Origin of the sequence: Subtercola boreus (assembly GCF_006716115.1) — a bacterium.
GTDB classification, from domain to species: Bacteria; Actinomycetota; Actinomycetes; order Actinomycetales; family Microbacteriaceae; genus Subtercola; species Subtercola boreus.
Map to the genome: position 1 here is coordinate 4,023,971 of NZ_VFOO01000001.1, position 25,212 is coordinate 4,049,182.

The following is a 25,212-nucleotide window of genomic DNA, read 5'->3' on the forward strand; positions in this document are numbered from 1 at the left end:
TCCTCTACAGAAAGCACTCATGACCGACTGGATCGCGGCCGCCGCCGCACTGCGCCCGGAGACCCGGCTCTTCGTCGACGGGGAGTTCCGCCCGTCGAGCAACGGGGGGACCTTCGACACGATCGCGCCGCGCGACGGGATGGTCTTCGCCTCCGTCAGCTCTGCGAACGAAGAGGACGTCGACCGCGCCGTGCGCGGCGCTGCCGCCGCCTTCGAGAGCGGCGTGTGGTCCCGCGCCGACCGGCGTACCCGCCAGGCCGTGCTGCTTCGGCTCGCAGACCTCATGCTCGAGAACCGCGAGGAGCTGGCACTGCTCGAGTCCCTCGACTCCGGGCATCCGATCGGCGACGCGCTGAACGTCGACGTGCCGAACGCCGCCCGCACCGTGCGCTGGTACGCCGAGGCGCTCGACAAGGTCTACGACGAGATCGCTCCGACCCCGGAGAACGCGCTCGCCCTGGTGAGCCGCGAACCGCTCGGTGTGGTCGGGGCGGTCGTGCCGTGGAACTACCCGCTGATCATCACGGCGTGGAAGATCGCGCCGGCGCTCGCGGCCGGCAACTCGGTCGTGCTGAAGCCCGCCGAGCTCACGAGCCTGTCGGCCTTGAAGCTCGCCGAGCTGGCCGCCCAGGCGGGGCTTCCCGCGGGCGTGCTTCAGGTCGTGCCCGGGCTCGGCCGGCAGGCCGGACAGGCGCTGGGGAGACATCCACAGGTCGACAAGATCGCCTTCACGGGGTCGCCCGCCGTCGGCCGCGGCTTCCTCACGTATGCGGGGGAGTCGAACGGCAAGCAGGTCTCGCTCGAACTCGGCGGCAAGTCGGCCCAGCTCGTGCTCGCTGACGTCGAGGACCTCGATGCCTGCGCGTCGGCCGTCGCCTGGGGCATCTTCTACAACGCCGGCCAGACCTGCCACGGGGGCAGTCGGCTGGTGGCGGATGCCCGGGTGCACGACGAGCTGGTCGAGAAGGTGATCGCCGTGGGGTCATCGCTCGTGCAGGGCGACCCGCTCGACGAGGGCACCCAGCTCGGCACGATCGCGAGCAGTGTGCAGCTGGATCGGGTTCTCGCGTACACGGAGGTCGCCCGCGCAGAGGGCGCGACCGTGCACGGCGGTGGGCGTCTCCGCCCGGAGGGGCTGGGCGACGGCTACTACGTCGAGCCCACGGTGTTCGACCACGTCGACAACTCCTCGCGCATCGGGCAGGAGGAGATCTTCGGGCCCGCGCTCTCGGTCTCGGTCGTGGATGGCGCGGCTGAGGGGGTGCGGGTGGCCAACGAGAGCGCCTACGGCCTGGCCGCGAGCGTCTGGACGAGCGACCTCCGCACCGCGCACCGGGTCGCCCGCGATCTGCGTGCCGGAACCGTGTGGGTCAACACCTTCGACGTCGCCGACGTCATCACCCCGTTCGGCGGTGTGAAGCAGTCCGGCGCGGGCCGCGACCGCTCGCTGCACGCCTTCGACAGCTACACGTCGCTGAAGACCACCTGGATCGACATCGCTCCGGGTTCGAACTACTGACCACTCTTGAGAAAGTGACTGAAATGACGAACACCCAGCCGACCACCGTCGGCTTCATCGGCCTCGGCAACATGGGTTCGGGGATGACCCGCAACCTGCAGGCAGCGGGCTTCCCGCTCGTGGTGAACGACATCCGGCGGGAAGCGGCGGCCGAGCTGATCGCGGGCGGGGCGACCTGGGCCGCGACGCCCGCGGAGGTTGCTGCAGCCAGCGACGTCGTGATCACGATGCTGCCCACCCCGCGGCACGTCGACGCCGTCGTGAACGGGCCCGCGGGCATCCTCGCCGGCATCGCCGACGGCGGAACCTGGATCGACATGTCGACCTCGGTGCCCGACGTCGCGAACCGGGTGCGGGTCGACAACGCCCACCGGGGCCTCCACATTCTCGACGCACCCGTGTCGGGCATGTCGGTGGGGGCCGCGACCGGGATGCTGCAGATCTTCGTGGGCGGCGAAGCAGCCGATGTCGAGCGCCTGCGCCCGGTCTTCGAGGCGATGGGCGACCCCGAGCGCATCCTTCATGTGGGGGCTGCCGGAACGGGGTACGCCGTCAAGCTGATGATCAACCAGCTCTGGTTCTCCCACCTCGTCGCCACCGCCGAGGTGCTGGCGATCGGTGTGAAGGCCGGCGTCGACCTCGAAGTGCTGCGGAAGTCCCTGGTGGCGAGCCCCGCGAACAGCAACTTCGTCGAGAACGATGTGCTGGGCATCCTCGACCACGGGGACTACGACGAGGGCTTCGCCATCGCGCTCGCCTGCAAAGACCTGGGGCTCTCAATCGACCTCGCACGCTCGGTCGGTGTGTCGGCCGAGCTCTCCGGACTAGTGGAACAGATCTACCGCCGGGCGAAGGCGCAGTATGGCGACCTTGCGGGCGAGATGACGCCCTTCAAGCTCTACGAAGACCTCGCCGGAACCGAGCTGCGGCGAGAAGTGTCGGTGCCCGCATGAGCATCCTGCCTGCCCAGAACGTCGCGCTCAGCGACATGGAACTCGACCTCGACCCCAAGCCGTTCGCGCGTTTCGGGCGCGGCCGGGTCGCCGAGGTCGGCGCGGTCACCGCAGCGACCGGCGCGACCAGCGCCCTGATCGTCACCGACGCCTTCCTCGCGGCCTCGCCCGTCGTGGCCGCCGTGCGTGCATCGCTCGAAGCGGCGGGCATCGCCGTGACCGTGTATGGAGGAGTCACGCCGAACCCCACGACGACCTGCGTCGATGAGGGAAGCGACGTGGCCCGGGATGCCGGCATCGAGGCTCTCGTCGCCGTCGGCGGTGGTTCATCGATGGATGCCGCCAAGGGAATATCGCTCGGCGCGGTCAATGCCAATCGGGGCATGGAGCTCGACTACCGCAATGAATTCGCCAGTGACGCCCTGCCGATCATCGCCGTGCCCACCACCGCCGGAACCGGCGCCGAGGTGAACGCCTTCGGAGTCGTCACCGACGTCACCGAGCACCGCAAGTTCTACGTCGGCTCGAACAGCGCCCTCGCCCGTGCGGCGGTGCTCGACCCCGACCTCACCGTCGGGCTGCCCCCGAAGGCCACGGCGGCCACGGGGATGGATGCTCTCACCCACGCCCTCGAGTCGTACCTGTCGCTCCGCCCGAACCCCTACAGCGACGGCATCGCCCTCCAGGTGATCTCGACCGTCGCCGACCACTTGCCCCGCGCCGTGGACGACGGCAGCGACATCGAGGCGCGCTCCCAGCTGCTGCTGGCGTCGCACATCGCGGGCGTCGGCTTCTCGCACACCGGCCTCGGGCTCGTGCACGGCATCGCGCATCCGCTCGGCGGCCGATTCGACATCCCGCACGGGCTCGCGCTCTGCATCGTGATCGAGCGGGTGCTGCGCTACAACCTCAGCGTGCGGGGCGAACGCCTCGCGCGAGTGGCGTTCGCGCTCGGGGTCGGCGACAGCCGGGCATCCGAAGCAGACAACGCCGAAGCGGCGATCACCGCCGTCGCCGCGCTCGCCCGCCGTGTCGGCATGACCGCCACCCTGTCGTCGTTCGGCGTCACCGCCGCAGACCTCCCGTCGCTCGCCGCCGACACACTGGCCGACGCCGTCACCATCAACAATCCGCAACAACCCGGTGTCTCTGACATCGTCGCCATTCTGGAGGCCTCGCTGTGAGCCGCGCACTCGTCACATCCACACCCACCCCCGAGGATGAACAGCGGCTGATCGACTCCCTGCCCACCGGGCTGTTCATCGGGGGCGAATGGCGCGCCGCGAGCGACGGCGGCACGTTCGACGTTCTCGACCCGTCGACCGGGCTCGTGCTCACGTCGATCGCGAGTGCGACACCCGCCGACGGTGCAGCCGCTCTGGATGCCGCGGCCGACGCCCAGCGATCCTGGGGCCGCACGGCACCGCGCGAGCGTGCCGAGATCCTCCGGCGTGCCTTCGAAGCCGTGACCGAACGTGCTGACGACTTCGCCCTTCTGATGACACTCGAGATGGGCAAGCCCCTCGCCGAAGCTCGCGGCGAGGTCGCCTACGGAGCCGAGTTCCTGCGCTGGTTCTCCGAGGAGACCGCGCGCATCGCGGGCCGGTTCGCCATGGCCCCCGACGGCAACAGTCGGCTGCTCGTCATGAAGCGGCCGGTCGGGCCGAGCCTGTTCATCACACCGTGGAACTTCCCGCTCGCGATGGCCACCCGCAAGATCGCCCCGGCCATCGCAGCGGGCTGCACCATGGTGCTGAAGCCGGCGGCACTCACCCCGCTCACCGCACTGCTGTTCACCCAGGCGCTCGCCGAGGCCGGGCTGCCCGCCGGCGTGCTGAACGTCATCCAGACGACTTCCGCCGGCGCAGTGACCGGTCCGCTGATCCAGGATCCGCGGCTCCGGAAGCTCTCGTTCACCGGCTCGACCGAGGTCGGCCGGCGGCTCATCGCGGATGCAGCGCACCAGGTGCTGCGCGTCTCGATGGAGCTCGGCGGCAACGCCCCGCTGCTGGTCTTCGACGACGCCGACCTCGACAAAGCGGTCGACGGCGCGATGCTCGCCAAGATGCGGAACGGCGGCGAGGCCTGCACGGCGGCCAACCGCATCCTGGTGCAGCAGGGCGTCGCGGCCGAGTTCTCCCGCCGGCTCGTCGAACGGATGGCCGCCCACACCGTGGCGCGCGGAACGGATCCGGCGTCGAAGACCGGCCCGCTCGTCGACGAGGGCACGCGGGACAAGGTCCACGAACTCGTGACGTCGGCCGTCGAGGCGGGTGCGACCCTGGCGCTCGGCGGTCGCGCGGTGCCGGGTGCCGGCTACTTCTACGAGCCGACCGTGCTCACCGACGTGCCCGGTGGTTCGCGCATCCTGAATGAGGAGATCTTCGGGCCGGTCGCCCCCATCGTGACGTTCGAGACGGAGGAGCAGGGCATCCGGTTGGCGAACGCCACCGAATACGGGCTGGTCGCCTACGCCTTCACACGCGACCTCAACCGTGGACTGCGGCTCGCCGAAGAGCTCGAGGTGGGGATGTTCGGACTCAACACCGGCATCGTCTCGAACCCCGCGGCTCCGTTCGGCGGCGTGAAGCAGTCGGGAACCGGGCGGGAGGGTGGCATCGAGGGCATCGAGGAGTACCTCGAGACGCGCTACGTGGGAATCGCCGACCCGTACGCGGTGTAGCGGCGGTTCACCTCCCGTCCACCTGCGGCCGGGAGGATGGCCGCATGGTCGTTGCTGCCGCACAACCGAACGTCGTCCAAACCGCTCGTGGACTCTGGCTGTCGGCCGCACTGCTCCTCGTGTCTGGCCTCGCCGAAGTCGCGGCCGCCTGGAACCGGTGGCGGCCCTGCACCGTGGCCTACGACGACGACGCCGCCTGCGCTGCCGCCGAAGACCACCTGCACGACTATGCGATCATCTCGGAGCCATTCGAGGCGATCACTCTCAGTGTGGTCGTGGCGTCGATCGCGTCGGGGCTCACTGGCATCTTCTGGCTTCAGCAGGCGCTCCGGGCGACGGCCCGGCGCGGAGGGCTCCCGCGGGTCCGCGTGTTCGCAGGACTGGCAGGAGCCGTGTCGCTGCTCGTGGGTTGGCAGCAGCTGGTCGCGACGGTCACGGATTCGCTGTGGGGTGTGCTGCCCTACCGTGACGGCCTCGTTCTCGCGTTCGTCGCCGCCGCAGCGCCGCTCGTGGCGGCCCTCGTGCTGGCCGGCGCATCGCGGGGGATCGCGCGGCTGCCGTGGCTGATCCTCGCCGTGGGCGCGGTGCTCGGGGCTCCCATCGTCGAGTTCCTGCTGCTCATCCCGTTCTCGAGCTCCCACGACTCACCCATCGGCACCGGCTACCTCCACGGCGGAGCCCTCCTGCTCGCAGCCGTCGCCTTCGCGTGGGTGGCGGCGACGGCCCGCCGTTCTGCGGACTCACTGCCCACTGTCCTTCGTTCGGCGGACTGACAGCGCGCTCGCCGGGCGGGTAGCGTCGAGCGCATGACCACCCGCCCGCTCACGTGGAGACGTTCGCTCGTCTCCGTGGTCGTCGCGCTGACCGCGGGGGTCGCGGCATCCGTCGGCTGCACGGCAGTCGGGTCGTCGCTGGCCCGGGGCGTCGAGTCGTCGGACTCGACCCCGTTCGCGGGCCTCGGCTACCTCCTCCTCGCCGGGGCGATCGGATTGTTCGCCGGGTATCTGCTCGCGATCGTGGGCGTTCTGCTCGGCACCGTCGGCCGGGTGGGCGGCGGCCGGTTCACGCTGGTGTTCGCGGGGGTGCTCACGGTCATCCTCGCCGTCTTCGTGTTCAGCCAGGGGATCGGCAGCCTCTTTCTCGCGGCCCTGCCCGATGCGTCGCCGCTGAACCTCGTAGCCGTCGCGCTGGCGCCGCAGCTCTGGGTGCTGCCCGCGGCCGCGACCAGGCTCGTGCGGCCGCGGTGGTTGCTCGTCGTCAGTGCTGCGGGCCTCGCCGCCGCGCTGGTCATCGGGTCGGTCAGCGCTTTCGCCGGCCAACAGCAGCAGTCCGCTCTGAACTCGGCCTACGACGGGCCGGTCTACGCGCCCTCGACCTCGCCCTCGTCCCCGCTCGCCGGCTTCCACCTGCGCGGTGTCGAGCTGCCGAACGGCTACGCGACCTACGACGGCGCGGTGCTGGTCTCGCTCTCGTACGTGAGCCCCGGGCCGGGATCCGATGCCTCGGGCGACCGCTACTACGACCTTGGTTTCAGCGCGACGCACAACCCCGACGCGTGCCCGTCGACCCCGACCTACAGCTCGTGCACCGAGGTCGGCACAGCGCTCGGCGCGCCCGTACGCCGTAGCGAATCATCCGGCGACTACCTCATCGAACTGCCGCGCGGCGCGGTGACCGTGACCGGTTCGCTCACCCCCGCCGAAGCACTGACGGTTCTGGATGACCTGCAGCCCTCCACGGTCGACGCCGTCTCACGACTGCACGTCACCACCCCCTGACCGATACATGCGGGGGCGCGCCGCGAGCCCGGGGCGCGGCGCGGGGGCCGGTCAGGCGCGGGGGCGGGCGTTCTCGCCGCGCTCGTAGACCTCGGATGCCGGACCGACGATCTTCGCATCGGGGGCTCCCACGAGCTCGACGTCCTTGTTGGCATAGTCGAAGAGGTTCAGTACGTGACGCATCGCCTCCAGGCGGGCGCGCTTCTTGTCGTTGCTCTTCACGACGGTCCACGGGGCGTCGGCCGTATCGGTCTGCTCGAACATGGCCTCCTTCGCCTCGGTGTAGGTGCCCCACTTGTCGAGGGAGGCGATGTCCATCGGCGAGAGTTTCCACTGCCGCACGGGATCGACCTGCCGGATGGCGAAGCGGGTGCGCTGCTCGTCGGCCGACACCGAGAACCAGAACTTCACCAGGTCGATGCCGTCGCCCACGAGCATCCGCTCGAAGGCCGGGGCCTGGCGCATGAACTCCTCGTACTGCGCGTCGGAGCAGAAGCCCATGACGCGTTCGACGCCCGCCCGGTTGTACCAGGAGCGGTCGAACAGCACCATCTCGCCGGCGGCCGGCAGGTGCTTCACATAGCGCTGGAAGTACCACTGGGTCTGCTCACGCTCGCTCGGCTTCTCGAGTGCAACGGTTCGGGCGCCGCGGGGGTTCAGGTGTTCGGTGAAACGCTTGATCGTGCCACCCTTGCCCGCGGCATCCCGCCCCTCGAAGACGATGACGAGCCGGCGACCCTCCGCTTTGATCCAGTTCTGCAGCTTCAGCAGTTCGATCTGCAGCAGGCGCTTGCGGGACTCGTACTCGGCCCGGTCCATGCGTTCGTCGTAGGGGTAGCCCTCACGCCAGGTGTCGACGGCGATGCCGTCGCGTCCGAGCAGCACCGGGTCGTCGTCGTCGGTGTCGAGCACGGTGAAGCCGAACACGTCGTCGAGGTCGGGCGCGGTGGCGTAGCGGGTGTCGGGGCCTTCTGGGATGGTCACGGTGCGAGAGTATACGGAACCGCGTCGACGTTCAGGTGTCCAGCGGGGGAACAGTGCTATCGGGGTGCCCTGCCAGGTTCGATTTTCTGAATCCTCCACCAATCGTTGCGGGGGCGGCCAGCGACCCCTTGCGTGCACAATGGGTGCATGACACCGACCGATGAGACGGAACGCGGGGACTGGCTGCGGGCGCGGCTCGGCCGGTGGGGGACCGTGGGCGGGGTTGCCGGCACAGGGTTCGAGGCGTACCTGCGGGTGCTGCATCCGGTTCCCGTGGACATCGACAGCGTGGGCGTCGGGATCCATGACATCGACGGTGACAGTTTCGGCGCGGGCGGACTGACGGTACCGCATGCGGCCGAGTGGTCCTGGCGGCAGGTCGCCGCCCGCAGCGGGGGAACGATCCACCCGCTGGTGCAGTGGAACGCCCTCACAGACCGTGCCTCCGACGGCTCCGGCGGGCTCGCCTTCCCCGGCCCGGACGGATCCGTACGCGTGTCAGCTCCGCCGACCGGGCGCCTCGCGCCCCACCTGCTTGCCGCTCTCGTGCCGGCGCTCGCCGCGGCGACGACGGCCGACGGGATCACGGTCGCCGTGTGGAACGGCTGGGGCATCCCCGGCCTCGACGTCGGCGAGCAGCTCGCATTGCCGGGCAGGGACTACGTGCTGAGAGCCGGATCCCTCCACGAACTGGCAGACCCGGACTGGCCCTGGCATGCCGGGATCGCCTGGCGGGAACCGTTCGAGGGCCCCATGCCCCAGCTCATCTGGCCAGACGACCACACCTGGCTGGTCGCCTCCGAGATCGACTGGGACTCCACGATCGTCGCAGGTCCCCGCGTCCTCATCGACGCCCTCCTGGCGCTCCCCGCCATCGAGGCGCTCGAACTCCGTGAGTCCGACAGCCTCATGTCGGACTCCGACCACCTCAACCCTGGGACAGGCTTTGCGGGCTGACGACCCGGTCTGCCGACGCGTGTTCAGGCGACGCGGCGGATCCGGTTCTCCGGGGCCGGCACACTGTTTTCCATGACGACGTAGCGCCCTGTCGCCGGGTTCCGTACAACCGTCTTTCCAGATCGACGGAGGTTTGCGGCGGCCCTCTCGGCCAACTCTTCAGCGAGCTCGTGCGCTCTTTCGCTGTACCTGCTCATGTCCGCCACCGTCTCCTCCGCTTCTGGACCGGCACCTTCGAGTCAAGAATAACGTTCGCGACTCCGATTGCCATCTCGTTGTCTTCATCCCGTGACCATGGCGCGTCGATGAGTGCCCGGAGCACGGAGAGTCCCATCTCTGAGTCGCCCTGAGCGGTGCTCACCGACTTTTCGCATGCCCAGGTGAATCGGCCCCACCATTGCGAACGATCGTCTGCAAACTGTTTCTGGTCTCGATCGAGTCGGGAATTGTGAAACGCGATCCATGCCGCCACTCCTGCACCCATGACCGCCAGGCTGCCGCCGAATCCGGCCGATACGACGAACTGGCCCCACCACTGTCCGTCTGGGTACGGGGGCGGAATCGCGCGTCCTATGATCGTGCCAACAACGGTGCAGACTACTGCACTCGGCCATGACCACTGAGGGGCCGGCGCGGGCGGGAGGGGCTGCGGCGACGCGCCGCTCAGGGGGTGCGGGGTGCGATCACCCGGCGGGCGGCTTCGATGGCGGATGCCCGGGCGGTCTGCGCGGTGAGCGACTGTGCCTCATCCGGATGCCGCACCGGCGACTGCGCCCAGGCGAGGCCGAGCGAGAAGAGGATCTGCATGAGCATCTCCGGCTGCCAGTCCGGATCGACGGTCCCGATGCGCTGGGCCTCGCGGAGGGCGGCGAGTTTGCCGTCTGGCCCGGAGAGGCCCTGCGGCGGGTTCAGGACGAAGCCGTCGAGCCGCGCCCAGGTGATCATGCGGTGATGCGCGGGGGTGCTGAGGGCGTGGTCGAAGACCGCGCCGACGAAGGCGGACGGGTCGGCCGGATCGATCGTGGCGGATTCGAAGAACTCTGCCGTGTCGAGGTTCAGCACGGATTCGAACAGGGCCTGCTTGTCGGCGAAGTACGCGTAGAGGCGCTCTTTGCTGGCGCTCGCCTCCTTCGCGATGCGGTCGATGCGCGCGCCGGCGAGGCCGTAGGTGGCGAATTCGACCCGGGCGGCATCGAGAACACGGGCCTTCACAGATTCTGACGTCGAACGCATGACTCCATTCTACACCGAACGAACCGGTTCGTTTGACTTTCGGAATTCGCGAATCTAGACTCGACAGCACTTCCCCACCCGCGACGCCGCCTCCCGAAGGCGGCTTTTCCCATTCCAGGAGCCCGAATGATTTCCAGGAGTACTGATGTCTGACACGGCACCGCCCCTCAACCGGTCGGCAGACGCACCGAACGCATCCACCGAACCCTCCGAGTCGGCCGTCGACCCGGGGCATCCGAATCGCCGTTGGGTCATGCTGGCCGTCGTCGCTCTGGCCCAGTTGATGGTCGTGCTCGACGGGACCATCGTGAACATCGCGCTGCCGGCCGCCCAGATCGACCTGGGGATGAGCGACAGCGACCGCAGCTGGGTCGTCACGCTGTACGCCCTCGCCTTCGGTTCGCTGCTGCTGCTCGGCGGGCGCATCGCCGACTACTGGGGCCGCAAGCGCTCCTTCATCGTCGGGATGATCGGCTTCGCGGCCGCGTCAGCGCTCGGCGGTTTCGCCGTGTCGGGCGAGATGCTCCTCGTGGCGCGGGGGCTGCAGGGGGTCTTCGCCGCCCTGCTCGCCCCTGCGGCGCTGGCGCTGCTCTCGGTGACGTTCCCGAAGGGTCGTGAGCGCACGCGAGCGTTCGCGGTGTACGGCACGGTCGCCGGATCGGGCGCTGCAGTCGGCCTGCTGCTCGGCGGGGTGCTCACCGAGTACCTGAGCTGGCACTGGTGCCTCCTCGTGAACGTGCCCATCGCGCTCGTCGCGATCATCGCCGCTGTTCCGCTCATCAGGGAGAGCCGCGCCGACGGTGACACGAAGTACGACATTCCGGGAGCGGCCCTGATCACCGCGGGTCTCGCGTCGATCGTCTACGGCTTCTCCCGTGCCGAACTCGGCTGGGTGCGCGTCGACACGATCGGATTCCTGGCGCTGGGTGTTCTCCTCGTCGCCGCATTCATCTGGTGGGAGGGACGGTCGAAGAATCCGCTGCTGCCGCTGCGGGTCATCCTGAATCGGGTGCGCGGCGGGGCGTACCTCACCAGCATGCTCGTCGGGGCGGCCCTCCTCGGGGCGCTGCTCTACCTGACGATCTACTTCCAGCTCGTGCTCGGCATGACGGCGCTGCAGTCGGGGCTGGCGTCGTTGCCGATGGCCGGGTCGATCATCCTGGGCGCACCGATCGTGACGAAGCTGCTGCCGCAGGTCGGGCCGCGTCTGCTGATGACCGTCGGCCCCCTGTTCGCCGCGGCCGGCCTGTTCTGGCTGTCGGGAATCACCGTCGACGGAAACTACGCGGCGCAGGTGCTCCCCGGCCAGATCCTGCTCGGTCTCGGGCTCGCCCTGGTCTTCGTACCCATGCAGAACGTGGCCCTGTCGGGCATCGAGCCACGTGATGCCGGAGTTGCCGGAGCCGCGCTCACCGCCACCCAGCAGATCGGCGGATCCATCGGAACGGCCGTCTTCACGGCGCTCTACGCCGCAGTGGTCGCCTCAGCAGCTCCGGGTTCCAGCCCGTTCGCCGGGTTCGTCGACGGCTACTCGACCGTGTTCCTGGCGGCGGGGGTCGGGGTACTCATCGCCGCTCCGATCAGCTGGTTCATGGTGAAGGTGCCGCGGAGCGGGTTCGCCGCCGACCCGGAGGCTCTGCACGTCGGCTGACAGGCGTACCGCGGCGACCGGATGCCCGTGAACGGTCGGGGCCGGATGCCCGTGAACGGCCGGGTCTGGATGCCCGTCAGAACAGGGGCCACGGCACCGCAGGCATCTGCCCGCGGGGGCCGGGGAACTTCCCGGTCTGGAGCAGCCGGTCGCAGCGTTTGCGGAGTGCCCGCCGTTCCCGGTCGGTGATCAGCTCCACAAGCGCCTCGCCGAGCGTCCAGTCGAGGTCGTCGCGCACGCGCTGGACTCCTTCGAGTTCTGCGGGCAGCAGCTCGTCGCCGATGAACCCCCAGAGCACGGTACGCAGCTTGTGCTCCTCATGGAACGTGAGGCCGTGGTCGACTCCGTACCGGTGCCCGCCCGGCATCGGCAGGATGTGGTTGCCCTTCCGGTCGGCGTTGTTCGTGACCACGTCGAACACCGCCATCCGGCGCAGTTCGGCTGAGTCCTCGTGGATGAGGGACACCGGATGATCGTGCTCGTCACGCCCGTCGAACACGTGACGCCAGCCCGTCTCCGGCATGGTGCCCCAGGAGACGAGGTCGACGGCATCCTGCGCCTCGTCGACGTCCTGCCAGAGCTGCAGCATTCCGGGGCCGAGCGGACCATCGCCGAGCCAGGTGCGCGGGACCACATTCCAGCCGAACGACTCGGAGACGAGGTGCGCGGCGACCTCCCGGTGCGCGAGGTTGCCGTCGGGGAAGTCCCAGAGCGGCTTCTCGCCCGAGATGGGCTTGTAGACGACGGTGAGGTCGCCCAGCTGGGCGAGGAACGTCGCGTTCGAGGCCGTCGTGATCCGACCGGTGAGCTCCAGCTCGCCATCCGACGGAAGGGCCCCGCTCACGGTCAGAAGCTGCCGGGCAGCACGCAGGTGTGACCCTCGGGGTCGATCGGTGTGCCGCAGAGCGGGCAGAGCGGGCGGCCGGCGCCGACGATCTCGAGGGTGCGTTTCGCGAAGGCCCGGGCTGTGCCCACGGGGATGCGGACGACCATCATCTCCTCGGGTTCGAAGACGCCCGGTTCTGTCGGGTCGCCGAGGCCGAGGGAGTCGTCATCGTCATCGCCGTCGATCATCGGGAACGCCTCGATGACGACCTGCAGCGTCGTCGGGTCCCAGCCGAGGCTCATCGTGCCGGTGCGGAACTGCGTATCGACCGGCTGCTCGAGCGGATCGTTGTCGACGAGTTCGACGGGGGTGGCGTCGGGGATGCTGAGCGGATTGCCGTCGGCCGACATCAGTTCGTCGAGGATCTCCTCGATCTTCTCCGCGAGCACCGCGGACTGCTCCTTCTCGAGCGAGACGGTCACGATGCGGGATCCGGTGCGCGCCTGCAGGTAGAAGGATCGGGCACCGGGTTGGCCGACGGTGCCGACGACGACCCTGTCGGGCCAGTCGAAGCCATGGACGATGGTGGGCATGCAGCCATTCTAAGCGCGGCCGGGCGGCGCTTCCGCCCTGCCCGGGTCGCAGTGCGGGCCTACTCGGTGCCCGCTCCGCCGCCGACCGCCGCCTCGGTGGGGGGAGCGCTCGCGGCGAGCCAGGAGAGGTCGCCCGAGTCGGTGTTCGTCGAGACGACGTCGGGCCGGTTCGCCCCGTAGCGCACGATCGAAATGGATGCTGGACCCACGTTGATCCGTTGGAACAGGTCGAGGTGCATTCCGAGAGCATCCGCCAGCACCGACTTGATGATGTCGCCGTGGCTCACCGCGACCCACACTGCTTTCGGGCCGTGCTCGGCCTCGAATTCCGCGTCGAGCCGGCGGATCGCCGACACCGAGCGCGCCTGCATCTGTGCCAGCGACTCGCCGCCCGGGAATACCGCAGCCGAGGGCTGCGACTGAACGACCGACCAGAGCGGCTCCTTCGCCAGGTCGCTGAGTTTCCGGCCCTGCCAGTCGCCATAGTCGCACTCGGAGAGGGCCTTCTCGATCTGCGTGGGCGGCTCGCCCTGCTGAGCCGAGAGGAGGGCGCGGGCGGTCTGCCGGCAGCGTTCGAGCGGACTCGACACGACGGCGACCACGGGAACCGCGGCGATCCGGGCAGCTGCCCGGGCTGCCTGTTCGATCCCGACCCGGTCGAGTCTGACTCCGGCGGTGCGGCCCGCCAGCACTCCGGTGGCGTTCGCGGTGGTGCGGCCGTGCCGCACGAGGAGGACTGTGGCCATGCCTACAGCCTAGACACCACCGGGCGGGGTGCGGTGCTGTTCGTGGCGGCGACCCAGCCGGCTCGGTGAGTGTCGGCTTCAGTCGCCCGGGGTGTCGTCGCCACGCAGCGACGCCACCGTGGCCGTCATCGCCTCCGTGGCATGCGTCAGCACGTCGATCTTGTGCTCGGGGGTGGAACTGTGTTCGAGGGTGAGGGCGGCCCGGGCCGTCTCGAGGTAACGATCGGTCACCCACGATGAGGCCTCGATGCCCGCGGCGGTCAGCTCGAGGTGGAGGCTCCGCCGGTCATCCGGATTCGGGATGCGGTGCACGAGGCCGAGCTTCTCGATGCGGTCGATCATCGCCGTGGTCGCACCGGTGGTGAAGTTGAGGCTCGCTGCGAGTTGCTTCGGCGTCACAGTCTGCGCGTCGGCGATGAACATGAGCGCGTAGTAGTCGGTCTGGGCCAGACCGAGGTGCCGGGCGAAACTCGATTTCAGATGGCGGTGCTCTGTGTCGAGCTGGTGCAGAGCCGTGAGAAACTGCCGCACCGCAGTCTCGCGCACGGCGAGTTTGCGGGGGCTTGTTTCAGAAATTTTTTCATCTCCTCTGAGAAGAGCCATGATTTTACCTCAGTCCTGGGCCTTCCGCTAGGAACAGAAGGGAAGCTTCGATTTTAGGCCGCAGCCCGGCTGGCTCGCGTCCCCCCAAAAGAGGGTATTGAATCTATAGCCAAGTTACTTCACAATAAAGGTGCTTGCCAATCAAGTAGATCCCATCGGGTGTTCTATGGGGCAACACTCCAATCATTTCTCACCTAGGGGTCATCCACATGTCTTCACACGCTTCGGTTTCCAAGGCCAAACGCCTCCGCTTCGCACCCATCGCCGTGATCGCGGGTGTCGCCGGCGCAGTTCTGCTCTCGCTGAGCCTCACCGGCACCATGTCGGGCTTCGTCGCCAGCATCACCAACTCCGCGAACACGGCCGCCACCGGCGCGCTTGTCATGCAGGAGCAGAACTCCGGTGTCACCGTGACCTGCCTCAGCACCGACGGCGGCTCGGTCTCGACCAACGCGGCCACCTGCGCCACGATCAACAAGTTCGGCGGCAGCACCACCATGACGCCGGGCAACACCGTCACCACCCCGATCACCATCAAGAACATCGGCACCGTCGCGGCGACCACCTTCACGCTCACCCCGGGAGCCACCTGCACCCAGAGCAACTCGGGCACGCTGAACGGCACCGCCACCGACCTCTGCTCGAAGCTCAACGTCGTCATCACCTCCGGCGCGACCACCGTGTTCAGCGGCACCGCTGCAACCCTCGCCGGAGCAACCGCCGCTTCCTTCACCATGCCTGCCGCCCCGGCCGCCGGTGCCAGCATTCCCTTCTCCTTCGCTGTCACCCTCGCTTCGACCGCGGGCAACACGTACCAGGGCCTGCAGGCCTCGGTTCCGATGACCTGGAGCTTCAGCAGCTAGTCACCGTCCGAACCGTGTCGCGGGCAGCCCGAAAGCATCAGGGCCGTCCGCGACACGCATGTCACCACCGCGCTCCACCATGTGAACCGAACCGATCGCAACAGTCTGAAGAAGGGAGAGTCGCATGACACTCACCTCCGTCAGGCCGAGAGGCGCCCACTCCGGCCCCCGTCGCTGGACCGGGCGTCGCGCACCCCTTTCTCTGCCGGTGCGCATCGGCCTCGCAGCAGTCGCGACACTGCTGTCGAGCATCCTGATCGCTGCTCTGCTCTTCTTTCTGGCCGGCGGGCGCTGGTTCATCGTGCAGACGCCGTCGATGGGCGAGACCGCGCCAGTCGGCACACTGATGCTCACGACGCCGTCGCTCCACACTGCCGTCGGGGACATCATCACCTTCCACCCGCCGACCGCGCCGAACGAGACCTTCACCCACCGGGTCATCGCGATCACCGACCAGGGCATCTCGACGCAGGGTGACATCAACGGTGCGATCGATCCATGGATGCTCGCACCAACCGACATCATCGGTGAAGCCGCGGTGATCCTCCCTGCGGCCGGGTGGTTCGTGAAGGCGTTGCCCCTCGTGGCGATCGGTGCCGCACTGGTCTGGCTCGTCTCGTCGATGTTCCGGACGGCGGCCCGGCGATCGGCTGTGAGGATCGCCGGCTTCTCGTTCGTCGTCGCGGCGGCGGCCTACATCCTCCGCCCGCTGATCGGCGTCGTCGTGCTCAGCACCAACGCGGACGAGACGGGGGCGCATGCCACCGTCGTCTCGACGGGCATCCTGCCGATCCGGGTGCAGGCCGTCGGGGGCACCAGCGCCGACCTCGTCACCGGGCAGGTCGGCAGCCTGGACATTCCGAGCCTCGTCGACTCGAGCCAGTACCACCTGTCTTCGGCGCTCAACATGTCACTGGTCGGCTGGATCGTACTCGGAGCGATCTGCGCGCTTCCCCTGCTCTGGAGCATCATCGTCGGGCTTCCGGCCGAGAACGAGGAGTTCCCCGCGTGACGCGCCACTCGGGCATCCCCGGGGCGCACGCGGCACCATCGTCGCGGTCGTTCGGGCGCCGGGGCTGGCGCGGAATCGTCGGGGGCGGCCTGCTCGCCGCCCTCCTCGCCACGACCTGCGTGCTGACGGCGCTGACGCCCGGCACGAACTCGGCCTACGTCGCACGGATCACCAACTCGGTCGACACTGCGGCGACAGCACCGTACTTCACCTGCGCGGCGGCCTACGCGGCCGACAAGTCGAACGCACTGTTCCAGTACCCGTTGACTGAGGCGACGGGTGCGACGACGGCGCTCGACGTGTCGGGCCGGACGGCGAACGGAAACTACCAGGGGTCGATGACGAGAAGCACCACCACCCCCATCTCCTGCTCGCGCGACACGAACAGCGCCTATGTGCTGAACGGCACCACAAGCTACCTCTCGACGCCCACCCAGGTCACGACGCCGGCGACGTTCACCCTTGAGACGTGGTTCAAGACCACCGTCGGAGGAGGCAAACTCGTCGGCTTCGAGGCCAACCAGACCGGCACATCCAGCGTCTACGACCGGCACGTCTACCTGAACCCCACGGGCCAGCTCATCTTCGGCACCTACAACAACGGACTCCAGACCATCACGAGCCCGCTCGACTACGACGACAACCTGTGGCACCACGTCATCGCCACATTCTCGGCGTCGACCGGCATGAACCTGTGGGTCGACGGTAAGAACGTCGCGGCCAACGCGACCTATACGACGGCAGAGGCGCACGCTGGCTGGTGGCGTTTCGGCGGCGGCAACCTCAGCGGTTGGCCCACCCCGGGCGCGACCGGTTTCTTCACGGGGTCGATGCGGTACGCGGCGGTCTACACAGTGGTGCTGAGCCCGGCGACGATTTCGAACCACTACGCCGCAGGGCGGTAGGGGGCGCGTTCCGCTCGCAGTGTGGATGCGCCGACAACGACAGTCTCAGACAGTTCCCGGTTCCTCGTCGCGATTCGGGTTCTGAATGCCGATGAGGGAGACGATACCTCCGGCGCCGAAGAGGAGTGCGGCGACGAACGAGACCCGGTGGAAGCCCGCGAGATCAAGCACGGCGCTGCCGGCAATGAGGCTGGCAAGGGCGACAGCGATGAGCCCCGCGACGCGCGAGACCGCGTTGTTGGTCGCCGAAGCGATCCCCGATCGTGAGGGGTCGATGGCGCCGAGGATGGCGGAGGTCAAGGGTGCAACCGTGACAGCCATGCCGAGACCGAAGACCACGATTGCTGGGAGAACCTGGCTGAGATAGTTCGCGCTTTCATCGAAGCGCAGCATCAACAGGAATCCGGCGGCCGCGAGCAGAGGCCCGACGGTCATGAACAGCCGCGGTCCGAATCGGCTCGAGAGCCTCCCGAAAAGTGTCGACAACCCGATGAGAAGCAGGCTCGTCGGGATCATCGCGAACCCTGCCTCCGTCGCGCTGTACCCGGCAACCTGCTGGAGGAAGACGGCGATGCTGAAGAATCCGAGAGAGAGCGCCCCGTAGATGAGGAAGGTCGCAAGGTTCCCTACGGAGAAGTTCCGTGAGCGGAAGAGTTCCAACGGCAACATCGGTTGCGCGGCCCTCCGCTCGTGAAAGAGGAAGCCGCCGAGCGCGACCAGACCGATGACAAGGGGCACGAACACTATCGGAGAGCTCCAGCCGAAGTTCGCCTGTTCGATCAGCGCGAACACCGGCAGTCCCAGGGCGACGACGCCCAGTGCCGCCCCTCGCACGTCGACCTTCACGCCGGGCCGGCGGTGGTGGTCGGGCTCGAGCTTGGCGAGCAGAATGACGGTTATGGCGATCGGGAGCACGTTGATGCCGAACACGAAACGCCACGAGAGCTGGTCCACAAGGACCCCGCCGAGAATCGGGCCAGCAATGTTGGCGACGCTTGTGAACGCGGTCCAGGTGCCGATCGCGCGACCCTGTGATGCGCCGGAGAAGCTCGCAAGGATGATGGCCAGCGATGACGGAACAAGTAGGGCGCCGGCGATGCCCTGAAGAGCCCGCGACACGATCAGGAATTCGATCGTCGGCGCGAATGCGCACAACAGCGAAGTGACGCCGAAGCCGAGCAGGCCGGCCCGGAGGATCTTCTTGTGGCCGAAGACGTCCGACAGGGAGCCGGCGAGCAGGATGACAGAGCCGAGCGTGATGAGATAGGCGTCGACCACCCATTGCTGGGACGACAGTTCCCCGCCGAGCTCACGGCTGATCGCGGGGAGTGCCACGTTGATGACGGTCGCGTCGAGAAACGAGACGAACGCCGACAGAATTGCCACAGCGAGAACGAATCGCTGCGCGGTGGTCATCTTCTCGGCCATGAGGCAAGTCAAGTGCATGCGGCATGGCCTGCGCGACGCCTCACGCCTCCGCCGCCCGGAAAACCCCTTCCGTATTCGGAACTCGAATACCGGCATCGGAAGTTTGCATCCCGACGGGATACGATCTTTGTTCGGCGTGGTGGTGGAAAGGCGTTTCTCATGGGACGAGTCTCGAAGGCCGAGCAGGAGCGCCACCGGGAGGAGATCCTCGACGCGGCGGCTCGGCAGGTCAAAGAGCTCGGCCTCGACGGGGTGACCATTCCGGGTGTGATGTCTGCGGTTGGACTCACACGGGGGGGCTTCTACGGACACTTCTCGTCGAAAGCCGACCTTGAAGCGCGCGCTGTGGAACGAGCTTTCGACGTGCAGTCGCGCACCTTCGCCACGGTCGCTCGACATCACCCGGGCGATCACGACGCGGCCCTCGGCGAGATCGTCGATTTCTATCTCTCCGACGTCCATCGTCGCCAGCTCGACCGCAGTTGCCCGATCGCGGCACTCAGCGCCGACGTGGCTCGGGAGCCCGATGATTCTCCTGCGCGCACTGCCTACGCGGCCGGGCTGACCGAGAATCTGAGTCATCTGACCGGTCTTGCCGAGCCGGAAGGTGTGGTCCCGTCGCCGAGTCAGCGGGCGGACACTCTCGTGACGATGGCCACCGCAGTCGGCGCGATAATCATCGCGCGGGCTGCGGATGGCCATCCCATTGCGGATGAGATTCTCGCCGCGGTGAAGGTGGCGTTACGGTGAGTCGGTTACCGGCTGTAGTGAAGTGCTGCGTCGATGATGACCCCGGTGACCTGGAGGGGCTTCGCGATCATTGCGAGGTGAGGTGAATTCGCCTCCGTGACCTTTCCATGGGCTCGCGCGGCCATGACCTGCTGCTCGGCGGGGGGCAGTACCTTGTCAGCGGTGCCGATGAAGAACCAGCTGGGGATGGTCTTCCACGCCGGTGTGCCTGAGAACGGGGTACCGAGCGCACCGAGCGTGATCGGGCTCTGGCCTGCAGCCAGAGTCTTCGTCACGGTCGAAGGAAGACTCGCGGCGAAGATCGCCTTGTACTGGTCCGTCTTGATGTAGCTGTCGTAGAGGGCCTGGGGCGCGTCGGGCGCGGGCAGGACGAAATCGAACACCGTGGTCGGATTGGCGACGTTCAGGAGCGAACCCGGCAACACATTCGTCAGTTGCTGCGCCGATTCACCGTTGTCGGGTGCGTACCCGTCGATGTAGACGAGAGCCTTGACGTCAGGGTCGTTGAGGCCCGCGCCCGTGATGACGACACCGCCGTACGAATGGCCGACCAGGATGACGGGGCCAGACGTTCTCTGGTTGATGAAGTCCGACACCGCCTTGGTGTCTTCGACCACGCCGCGCAGAGGGTTCGGCGCGACCAGCACGGTGTACCCCGCGAGCTGCAGGGCGGTGGTCACCGGCGCGAAACTGGAACCGTCGGCCCAGGCACCGTGCACGAGCACGATCGTGGGTTTCGGGCTCACCGAGGCAGAGACGCCCGCCTGCGAGTCCAAGGGTGCGGCGCTTGCGACTGAGAGCTGACCGGGGATGACGACTGCAACAACTGCAATCGCCGCGGCGAACAGACCGGCCCATCTGAGACGGGCATTTTTCTGGGTGCGTTTCATGTGCACGAGTATGGTCTCCGAAGGCTCTTCGGAGGCATCAGTTATGTGCGGGAACCGGTCACAGAATGCATGACAGAAAGTGCTGACCTCTGCTAGCGGTGTTCAGGGCTGCGCGTTCAGGAGGGGTCGACCGTCTGATGGTAGAGACCGGCGAGTTCGACTCGGGAATGCACCCCCAACTTGATGAAAGCGAAACGCAGGTGAGCGTTCACGGTATGGGGTGAGAGTTTCAGCTGCTCGGCGACCTGGCGGTTGGTGAGGCCCTGAACGATCAGAGAGGCCACGGCCCGTTGAGCCGTGGACAACGTCGACCAGGCATCGGTGCCGGACGGCACCTCGGTCTCGGGCGGCGCGCCCAGGTTGGCCAGTCTCTTGGTGATGCGCTTCTCCTCGTGGAAGGCTCCGGCTTCGGCGTAGAGCTTCAGCGCCGTCTTGAAGTGATCGATTGCCGTCGTCGAATCGTGGCCCACATTCATCCGTCCGAGGTCCTCCAGGGCTGAGGCCAAGACAATCGGCCGATCGATCGACTCCAGCAACACGACGGCCTTGAGCATCAACCCCCTGTCGTCTGAGAGGAGGGCTCGGGCATGCATTGCCGTTGCACGGAGAATGGGGAACGGTCGGTTCTCTGCGGCGCGAGCCTCCGCGAACGCGACCATGGTCGTCGCCGCTCGGCGGTGACCTGTTCGAAGGGCCATCCTCACGAACACGACGTCATCTGCAGCATCAGTCGAGCCGGAGAAGTACGGCCCGGGAAGGCCGAGGCGATCGAGCACGGGGAGGGCCAACTCGATTGCCGTTTCCCATTCGCCGTACCATCCAGCGATGAGCGATGCGAGCCAGGAACCGGTGTTCCGAATGCGCGCTGCCTCGTCGCGGGACATCCGTTCAGCGGACACCCGGTGGGTGTTGATGGCCTCGACGTCGCCTTCGTAGAGGGCAACGCGAACGAGAGTGTAGATCGCAGTGATGTCGGCGAAATTGCCGGGACCCAACTCGTCGACCATCTCCAGCAGCGCCTGGGCTTCGACGCCAGCGTCCGCAAGCCGGCCCGCGTCAAGAAGAACGCGTGCCCTCGTCATGATCCACAGCCTGAGTCCGCCACCCTGCCGTAGCCGCGTGGTCTCCTGGATGCCGCGATCGGCTTCCCGGAGAGCGCTGCTGATGTCGCCGGCACTGACATACATGAAGCTGATGAAGATCGCTTCGTTGGCCGCAGTACGGTACCTGGTCTGCGCAAGATCCGCGATGATCATGGCTTCGTGAATCGACGCGAACGCCAGTTCCCATTTTCCGCCGTAGAACTGTCGCGACGCGCGGGCCGTGGCAAAGGTAGCCAGAACGGCGAGGTTCTCCGGCGCGGCCGTCGTCAGGTCCACGGGGCGCTGCACCTCGGCGGTCATCAGCGTGTTCAAGGCGAGTTGCGCCTCGAGGTTCTGCCTGGTCGCTTCGGAGATGCCGGGTAGGGCCAAAGCGATGGTTGCCTGCTTGACCGCCTCCGAGAAGGAGAATTGGCTCGACATCCTGGTGACGCTCAACCGGAGCAGTGCTTCTTCCTCGCCGGATGCGACACCCGACAATTCTTTGTCGATGAGTCTGCGAGCGTGCGTGGCCTGGCCGGCCTGCCAGAGGTACGTTGCTGCCTCCGACACGATTTCCGCGCGGTCCGGATCTCGGCCGGGAGAGAGCTCCAGCGCTCGGACGGCCAGATCGGCTGCCGTGGAGGGCGTCAGGGAACTCAGCTGGCGAGCCGCGCTCCGAAGCACAGAGACGGCGTCCGAGTCGCCGGGCTGGGCGCTTTCGGCAAGCATCGTGGCGACTTCGATCACGTTGCCCCCACGGGCCAGCTGAACGTCGATGACCTTCCGCCGAAGAATCCGGTGTGCGGTTGCCGGGACTTCCTCTTCGATGATCTCCCGGAACAGGTCGTGGGAGAAGCGCAGGTCGCCGATGTCGAGGAGAAGTCCTGCATCGACAGCTTCACGCACCGGGCCGATGAGATCCCCGACGCTGACGTCGAGCATCTCGGCCAACACTTCCAACTCGAAGGTTCGCCCGATGACGGATGCGACCTCCAACGTCTGCCGACACCGGGCGGACAGGGCGCTGACCCGGCTTTTCACCGACTCTCGAAATCGCTGCGGCACGGCAGAGCCGATGAGCCGGGCAACCCCGCCGTCAGACGCAATGAGGCCTTCGTCCACAAGGCCACCGAGGAGTTCGAGGACGTACAGCGGCAGGCCTTCAGATTGAAGGACCGATCGGAGCATGCGTGCATCCGGTGTGGCTCCGACGACGTCGTGCACCATGCTCGCGACCGCGCTGTCCGACAGGGACCCGAGCGTCAGGAGGTTCTCTCCGATATCGCCGTACCGCTCGAAGACGCTGGTGATCCTGCTGGCCTTCATGGCGCTCTGGCGAACCGCGACGACCCACAGGATGGGCGAAGCCGAGAGGCGCAGAGGCAATGTCTTCAGGGCGAGGAGCGTGGCGTCGTCGCACCATTGCAGATCGTCGATGACGATCACCATCGGACCGTCCAGAGACGCTCGGTCCAGACCATCCTGCAGCTCCTGAAGGATCCAGAATCTGTTCTCCGGATTCGATTCAAGACTTGCGAGTTCATCTTCGGCGAGCAGCTCGACCCCCGCTGCCTCCATTCCCACCAGGAGCGGTGCGAAGGGAGTCAGGTGGCCCTCTGGATCGCCCGATCCGTAGAAGTATCGGGCGCCCGACTGCAGAGCCAGCCCCTTGGCGTCTTCAAGCAACCGTGTCTTTCCGGAGCCAGGCTGACCTGAAATGACGAGCCAGCCGCCTTGCCCGCCGACGACAGTGTCGATGGCCCGGCCGATCGTCGCCAATTCCACGTCTCGACCTCGGGTGGGCAGAACCCTTCGTGCGCGACCACCGTGCGCCTGTGCTGACTCGCTCAATCGGACCTGGGCTTCGTTCGGATAAAGCTTTTAGATGTTGTTCAACATGATTAAAATGACTGTACCCTCTTGCCCGCAGATCCGCTGGGCAGCGGGTACCTAGCACGGACGTGCTACCTCCGGGCCAGGGCGGTCGCGTCACGAGTTCACGGCAGTTGCTACTCGCTTCACAAATAACGTGAATGTGTCATGCGCGGGCGGCGTCGGCCTCCCTACGGTGAAGACGTGACTGGAATCCGAACCTCAGCTGGCGATACCTGATGGATCTCCGCGGCCTCGAAGCCGTCGTTGCAGTCAACGATTGCGGTTCATTCTCAGCAGCAGCACTGGCCCTCTTCATCTCCCAGCCGGCGCTGACGAGAAGAGTGGCACTGCTCGAACGAGAACTCCAAGCCAAACTCTTCACCCGGACGGCTCGAGGCGTGTTCCTGACAGAGGCCGGAAAAGCCGTGATCGAGCCGGCAGAACGAGCGCTGCGCGACGCACAGGATGTTCTCCGGGCGCTCCACCCCGTGCCAGACAGGCCGCCTGCCCTCCTGCGACTGAGCGCCGCCACCAACTCCGGAATGGAACGGATCGGCCGGCTCATCGCCCGCTTCCACGATGACCGACCCCTCGTCGATGTCGAATTCGCCTCGGCCGAATCCACCGCAGCGGCAGTGTCTGCGCTCGAAGAAGGCAAGTGCGATCTCGCGGTCGTCGACCAACCTGTCAGGTCGCAGACCCTCACCGTGACGAATCTGTTCCAAGACGACTACCTCGGAGTCTATGCACCCCGTGGGGGCGAGAAGGCGGGTGGAATCCAGATGGCGACGAGGACCATCGTCGAAGGCCGAGCCCTCGTGCACCTCCCGGAATCGCTTCATCCGCACCAACCCGGAAAGCAATTGTTCGACATGGTCGGCGTCGAACCGGCATCCACCATAAAGACGCATCATCCCGAGCTGTTGGTGTCGATCGCGCTGGCCGGTAGAGCAGTGGCGGTTGTGCCGCGGAATGTCGCTCTGGCCGCCCAGGCGGCCGGAGCCTGCGTGATCGAGCCCCCCAAGCCGATCACGCGCACGATCGGACTGGCGAGTGACCGCAGCGAGAACTCGATCGCCACGTCTCTCTTTCTCCGGCTGGCGGTCGCGGAATTCCCCCACAGTGCTCCACAACATCTCAGAATCAGGAATCAATCATGAGCGTGTCCACTCTGCTTGTCACCGGGGCCAACGGGTCGACCGGGTTCGCCGCCGTTCAAGCTCTGAGCGGTGGTGGACACACCATCCGTGCGCTCGTACACCGCGACGATGAACGCGCAGACAGGCTCAGAGAACTCGGTGCGCAGATCGTCGAAGGGGATCTGCTCGACATCGACAGCGTGCACGCTGCCCTCGACGGAGTCAGCGCTGCATACTTCGTCTACCCTGTTCAGCCGGGCCTCATCGACGCCACAGCCTACTTCGCCCAAGCTGCGACCGAGACAGGGGTGCAGGCCATCGTGAACCTCTCGCAAAGAACGGCCCGCCGGGATTCGGGCAGCCACGCAGCCCGCGACCACTGGATCGCCGAGCGGGTCTTCGACTGGTCGGGTGTGCCCGTCACGCATCTGCGGCCGACACTGTTCGCGGAATGGCTCCTCTACGACTTCGCGCGACAGGGAGTCATCGATCACGATGTGCTGGCACTCCCGTTCGGCGATGGACAGTTCGCGCCGCTCGCCGCCGCCGACCAGGGCAGGGTGATCGCCGCGATCCTCAGCGACCCGTCACCTCACGCAGGAAAGACCTACTTCCTGAACGGCCTCACCGTGATGAATGGCGAGCAGATAGCCGCTGCCCTCGGTGAGGGGATCGGGAGGCCCATCCGCTACGTTCCCGTACCCATCAGAGACTTCCAGGCTGCGGTCACCGCAATCCCGCG

General features: G+C 67.2%; 23 protein-coding genes. 14 read left to right on the forward strand and 9 right to left on the reverse strand.

From position 1 onward, the window contains the following. Positions 1-19: 19 nt before the first annotated feature. From FB464_RS18735 to FB464_RS18760, 6 genes are read left to right on the forward strand one after another with little or no spacing between them, the layout of a single operon-like run. The gene (locus FB464_RS18735) at positions 20-1,519 is read left to right on the forward strand and encodes an aldehyde dehydrogenase (RefSeq protein ID WP_116415696.1); all 1,500 of its coding nucleotides are present in this window, start codon (positions 20-22) and stop codon (positions 1,517-1,519) included. Further along, positions 1,516-2,472, forward strand: a complete 957-nt coding sequence (locus FB464_RS18740; protein WP_246093213.1) for an NAD(P)-dependent oxidoreductase — start codon at positions 1,516-1,518, stop codon at positions 2,470-2,472. Before FB464_RS18735 ends, FB464_RS18740 begins: the two co-directional genes overlap by 4 nt. Next, the gene (locus FB464_RS18745; protein ID WP_116415694.1) at positions 2,469-3,656 is read left to right on the forward strand and encodes an iron-containing alcohol dehydrogenase family protein; all 1,188 of its coding nucleotides are present in this window, start codon (positions 2,469-2,471) and stop codon (positions 3,654-3,656) included. Before FB464_RS18740 ends, FB464_RS18745 begins: the two co-directional genes overlap by 4 nt. Continuing rightward, entirely contained in the window at positions 3,653-5,155 is a 1,503-nt protein-coding gene (locus tag FB464_RS18750; RefSeq protein WP_116415693.1) for an NAD-dependent succinate-semialdehyde dehydrogenase, read from the forward strand. The genes FB464_RS18745 and FB464_RS18750 overlap by 4 nt, the downstream gene beginning before the upstream one ends. Positions 5,156-5,199: 44 nt before the next feature. Next, on the forward strand, positions 5,200-5,928 hold the full coding sequence (locus FB464_RS18755; protein WP_116415692.1) for a hypothetical protein: 729 nt from the start codon (positions 5,200-5,202) through the stop codon (positions 5,926-5,928). A 33-nt stretch (positions 5,929-5,961) separates the two neighbouring features. Beyond that, positions 5,962-6,933: a hypothetical protein gene (locus FB464_RS18760; protein WP_116415691.1), complete on the forward strand. Its 972-nt coding sequence runs from the start codon at positions 5,962-5,964 to the stop codon at positions 6,931-6,933. Positions 6,934-6,984: 51 nt separating this feature from the next. Here FB464_RS18760 and ppk2 read toward each other — a convergent pair whose 3' ends face one another. Beyond that, the gene (gene ppk2, locus FB464_RS18765) at positions 6,985-7,911 is read right to left on the reverse strand and encodes a polyphosphate kinase 2 (protein WP_246093214.1); all 927 of its coding nucleotides are present in this window, start codon (positions 7,909-7,911) and stop codon (positions 6,985-6,987) included. 153 nt (positions 7,912-8,064) lie between these two features. On the opposite strand from ppk2, the gene FB464_RS18770 reads away from it, so the two are divergent. Next, positions 8,065-8,874, forward strand: coding sequence for a hypothetical protein (locus tag FB464_RS18770; RefSeq protein ID WP_170151819.1), 810 nt, complete (start codon positions 8,065-8,067; stop codon positions 8,872-8,874). Between the two features lie 663 nt (positions 8,875-9,537). Here FB464_RS18770 and FB464_RS18775 read toward each other — a convergent pair. Then, the gene (locus FB464_RS18775) at positions 9,538-10,107 is read right to left on the reverse strand and encodes a TetR/AcrR family transcriptional regulator (RefSeq protein WP_116415689.1); all 570 of its coding nucleotides are present in this window, start codon (positions 10,105-10,107) and stop codon (positions 9,538-9,540) included. Between the two features lie 145 nt (positions 10,108-10,252). On the opposite strand from FB464_RS18775, the gene FB464_RS18780 reads away from it, so the two are divergent. Beyond that, the gene (locus FB464_RS18780) at positions 10,253-11,758 is read left to right on the forward strand and encodes an MFS transporter (RefSeq protein WP_116415688.1); all 1,506 of its coding nucleotides are present in this window, start codon (positions 10,253-10,255) and stop codon (positions 11,756-11,758) included. Between the two features lie 76 nt (positions 11,759-11,834). Here FB464_RS18780 and FB464_RS18785 read toward each other — a convergent pair whose 3' ends face one another. The 4 genes from FB464_RS18785 to FB464_RS18800 all read right to left on the reverse strand — a co-directional run bounded on the left by FB464_RS18785 (position 11,835) and on the right by FB464_RS18800 (position 14,454). Further along, positions 11,835-12,602 (reverse strand): SCO1664 family protein, encoded by a 768-nt coding sequence (locus tag FB464_RS18785; protein ID WP_116415687.1) that lies wholly within the window; start codon positions 12,600-12,602, stop codon positions 11,835-11,837. 2 nt (positions 12,603-12,604) lie between these two features. After that, positions 12,605-13,177 carry a DUF3090 domain-containing protein gene (locus tag FB464_RS18790; RefSeq protein WP_116415686.1) on the reverse strand — a complete coding sequence of 191 codons (573 nt, stop codon included), beginning with the start codon at positions 13,175-13,177 and terminating at the stop codon, positions 12,605-12,607. Positions 13,178-13,236: 59 nt separating this feature from the next. Then, positions 13,237-13,923, reverse strand: a complete 687-nt coding sequence (locus FB464_RS18795; protein WP_116415685.1) for an MSMEG_4193 family putative phosphomutase — start codon at positions 13,921-13,923, stop codon at positions 13,237-13,239. A 78-nt stretch (positions 13,924-14,001) separates the two neighbouring features. Further along, positions 14,002-14,454, reverse strand: a complete 453-nt coding sequence (locus tag FB464_RS18800) for a MarR family winged helix-turn-helix transcriptional regulator (RefSeq protein WP_170151966.1) — start codon at positions 14,452-14,454, stop codon at positions 14,002-14,004. A 281-nt stretch (positions 14,455-14,735) separates the two neighbouring features. On the opposite strand from FB464_RS18800, the gene FB464_RS18805 reads away from it, so the two are divergent. From FB464_RS18805 to FB464_RS18815, 3 genes are all read left to right on the forward strand, one after another. Beyond that, on the forward strand, positions 14,736-15,389 hold the full coding sequence (locus FB464_RS18805) for a hypothetical protein (protein ID WP_116415683.1): 654 nt from the start codon (positions 14,736-14,738) through the stop codon (positions 15,387-15,389). A 124-nt stretch (positions 15,390-15,513) separates the two neighbouring features. After that, positions 15,514-16,401 carry a S26 family signal peptidase gene (locus FB464_RS18810; protein WP_142206764.1) on the forward strand — a complete coding sequence of 296 codons (888 nt, stop codon included), beginning with the start codon at positions 15,514-15,516 and terminating at the stop codon, positions 16,399-16,401. Next, positions 16,398-17,306 carry a LamG domain-containing protein gene (locus tag FB464_RS18815; protein ID WP_246093141.1) on the forward strand — a complete coding sequence of 303 codons (909 nt, stop codon included), beginning with the start codon at positions 16,398-16,400 and terminating at the stop codon, positions 17,304-17,306. The genes FB464_RS18810 and FB464_RS18815 overlap by 4 nt, the downstream gene beginning before the upstream one ends. A 45-nt stretch (positions 17,307-17,351) precedes the next feature. Here FB464_RS18815 and FB464_RS18820 read toward each other — a convergent pair whose 3' ends face one another. Then, positions 17,352-18,734: a DHA2 family efflux MFS transporter permease subunit gene (locus FB464_RS18820; protein WP_246093142.1), complete on the reverse strand. Its 1,383-nt coding sequence runs from the start codon at positions 18,732-18,734 to the stop codon at positions 17,352-17,354. Between the two features lie 159 nt (positions 18,735-18,893). Here FB464_RS18820 and FB464_RS18825 point away from each other — a divergent pair, with 159 nt between their 5' ends. Further along, a complete protein-coding gene (locus tag FB464_RS18825; RefSeq protein ID WP_116415681.1) occupies positions 18,894-19,484 on the forward strand; it encodes a TetR/AcrR family transcriptional regulator in 591 nt (196 codons plus the stop codon). Between the two features lie 5 nt (positions 19,485-19,489). On the opposite strand, the gene FB464_RS18830 is transcribed toward FB464_RS18825, so the two are convergent. After that, the gene (locus tag FB464_RS18830) at positions 19,490-20,374 is read right to left on the reverse strand and encodes an alpha/beta fold hydrolase (protein ID WP_116415680.1); all 885 of its coding nucleotides are present in this window, start codon (positions 20,372-20,374) and stop codon (positions 19,490-19,492) included. A 116-nt stretch (positions 20,375-20,490) separates the two neighbouring features. Continuing rightward, the gene (locus FB464_RS18835) at positions 20,491-23,241 is read right to left on the reverse strand and encodes a helix-turn-helix transcriptional regulator (RefSeq protein ID WP_170151965.1); all 2,751 of its coding nucleotides are present in this window, start codon (positions 23,239-23,241) and stop codon (positions 20,491-20,493) included. Between the two features lie 326 nt (positions 23,242-23,567). On the opposite strand from FB464_RS18835, the gene FB464_RS18840 reads away from it, so the two are divergent. Then, entirely contained in the window at positions 23,568-24,491 is a 924-nt protein-coding gene (locus FB464_RS18840) for a LysR family transcriptional regulator (RefSeq protein WP_116415678.1), read from the forward strand. Then, on the forward strand, positions 24,488-25,212 hold a 725-nt coding region (locus FB464_RS18845), incomplete at its 3' end, for an NmrA family NAD(P)-binding protein (RefSeq protein WP_142206765.1). The genes FB464_RS18840 and FB464_RS18845, both read left to right, overlap by 4 nt.

Bases quoted from the DNA above. Each gene is read 5' to 3' on its own strand.
- FB464_RS18735 (WP_116415696.1), top strand. From the start codon at position 20: ATGACCGACTGGATCGCGGCCGCCGCCGCACTGCGCCCGGAGACCCGG.
- FB464_RS18745 (WP_116415694.1), top strand. From the start codon at position 2,469: ATGAGCATCCTGCCTGCCCAGAACGTCGCGCTCAGCGACATGGAACTC.
- FB464_RS18755 (WP_116415692.1), top strand. From the start codon at position 5,200: ATGGTCGTTGCTGCCGCACAACCGAACGTCGTCCAAACCGCTCGTGGA.
- FB464_RS18760 (WP_116415691.1), top strand. From the start codon at position 5,962: ATGACCACCCGCCCGCTCACGTGGAGACGTTCGCTCGTCTCCGTGGTC.
- FB464_RS18770 (WP_170151819.1), top strand. From the start codon at position 8,065: ATGACACCGACCGATGAGACGGAACGCGGGGACTGGCTGCGGGCGCGG.
- FB464_RS18775 (WP_116415689.1), bottom strand. From the start codon at position 10,107: ATGCGTTCGACGTCAGAATCTGTGAAGGCCCGTGTTCTCGATGCCGCC.
- FB464_RS18780 (WP_116415688.1), top strand. From the start codon at position 10,253: ATGTCTGACACGGCACCGCCCCTCAACCGGTCGGCAGACGCACCGAAC.
- FB464_RS18790 (WP_116415686.1), bottom strand. From the start codon at position 13,177: ATGCCCACCATCGTCCATGGCTTCGACTGGCCCGACAGGGTCGTCGTC.
- FB464_RS18795 (WP_116415685.1), bottom strand. From the start codon at position 13,923: ATGGCCACAGTCCTCCTCGTGCGGCACGGCCGCACCACCGCGAACGCC.
- FB464_RS18805 (WP_116415683.1), top strand. From the start codon at position 14,736: ATGTCTTCACACGCTTCGGTTTCCAAGGCCAAACGCCTCCGCTTCGCA.
- FB464_RS18810 (WP_142206764.1), top strand. From the start codon at position 15,514: ATGACACTCACCTCCGTCAGGCCGAGAGGCGCCCACTCCGGCCCCCGT.
- FB464_RS18820 (WP_246093142.1), bottom strand. From the start codon at position 18,734: ATGGCCGAGAAGATGACCACCGCGCAGCGATTCGTTCTCGCTGTGGCA.
- FB464_RS18825 (WP_116415681.1), top strand. From the start codon at position 18,894: ATGGGACGAGTCTCGAAGGCCGAGCAGGAGCGCCACCGGGAGGAGATC.
- FB464_RS18830 (WP_116415680.1), bottom strand. From the start codon at position 20,374: ATGAAACGCACCCAGAAAAATGCCCGTCTCAGATGGGCCGGTCTGTTC.
- FB464_RS18840 (WP_116415678.1), top strand. From the start codon at position 23,568: ATGGATCTCCGCGGCCTCGAAGCCGTCGTTGCAGTCAACGATTGCGGT.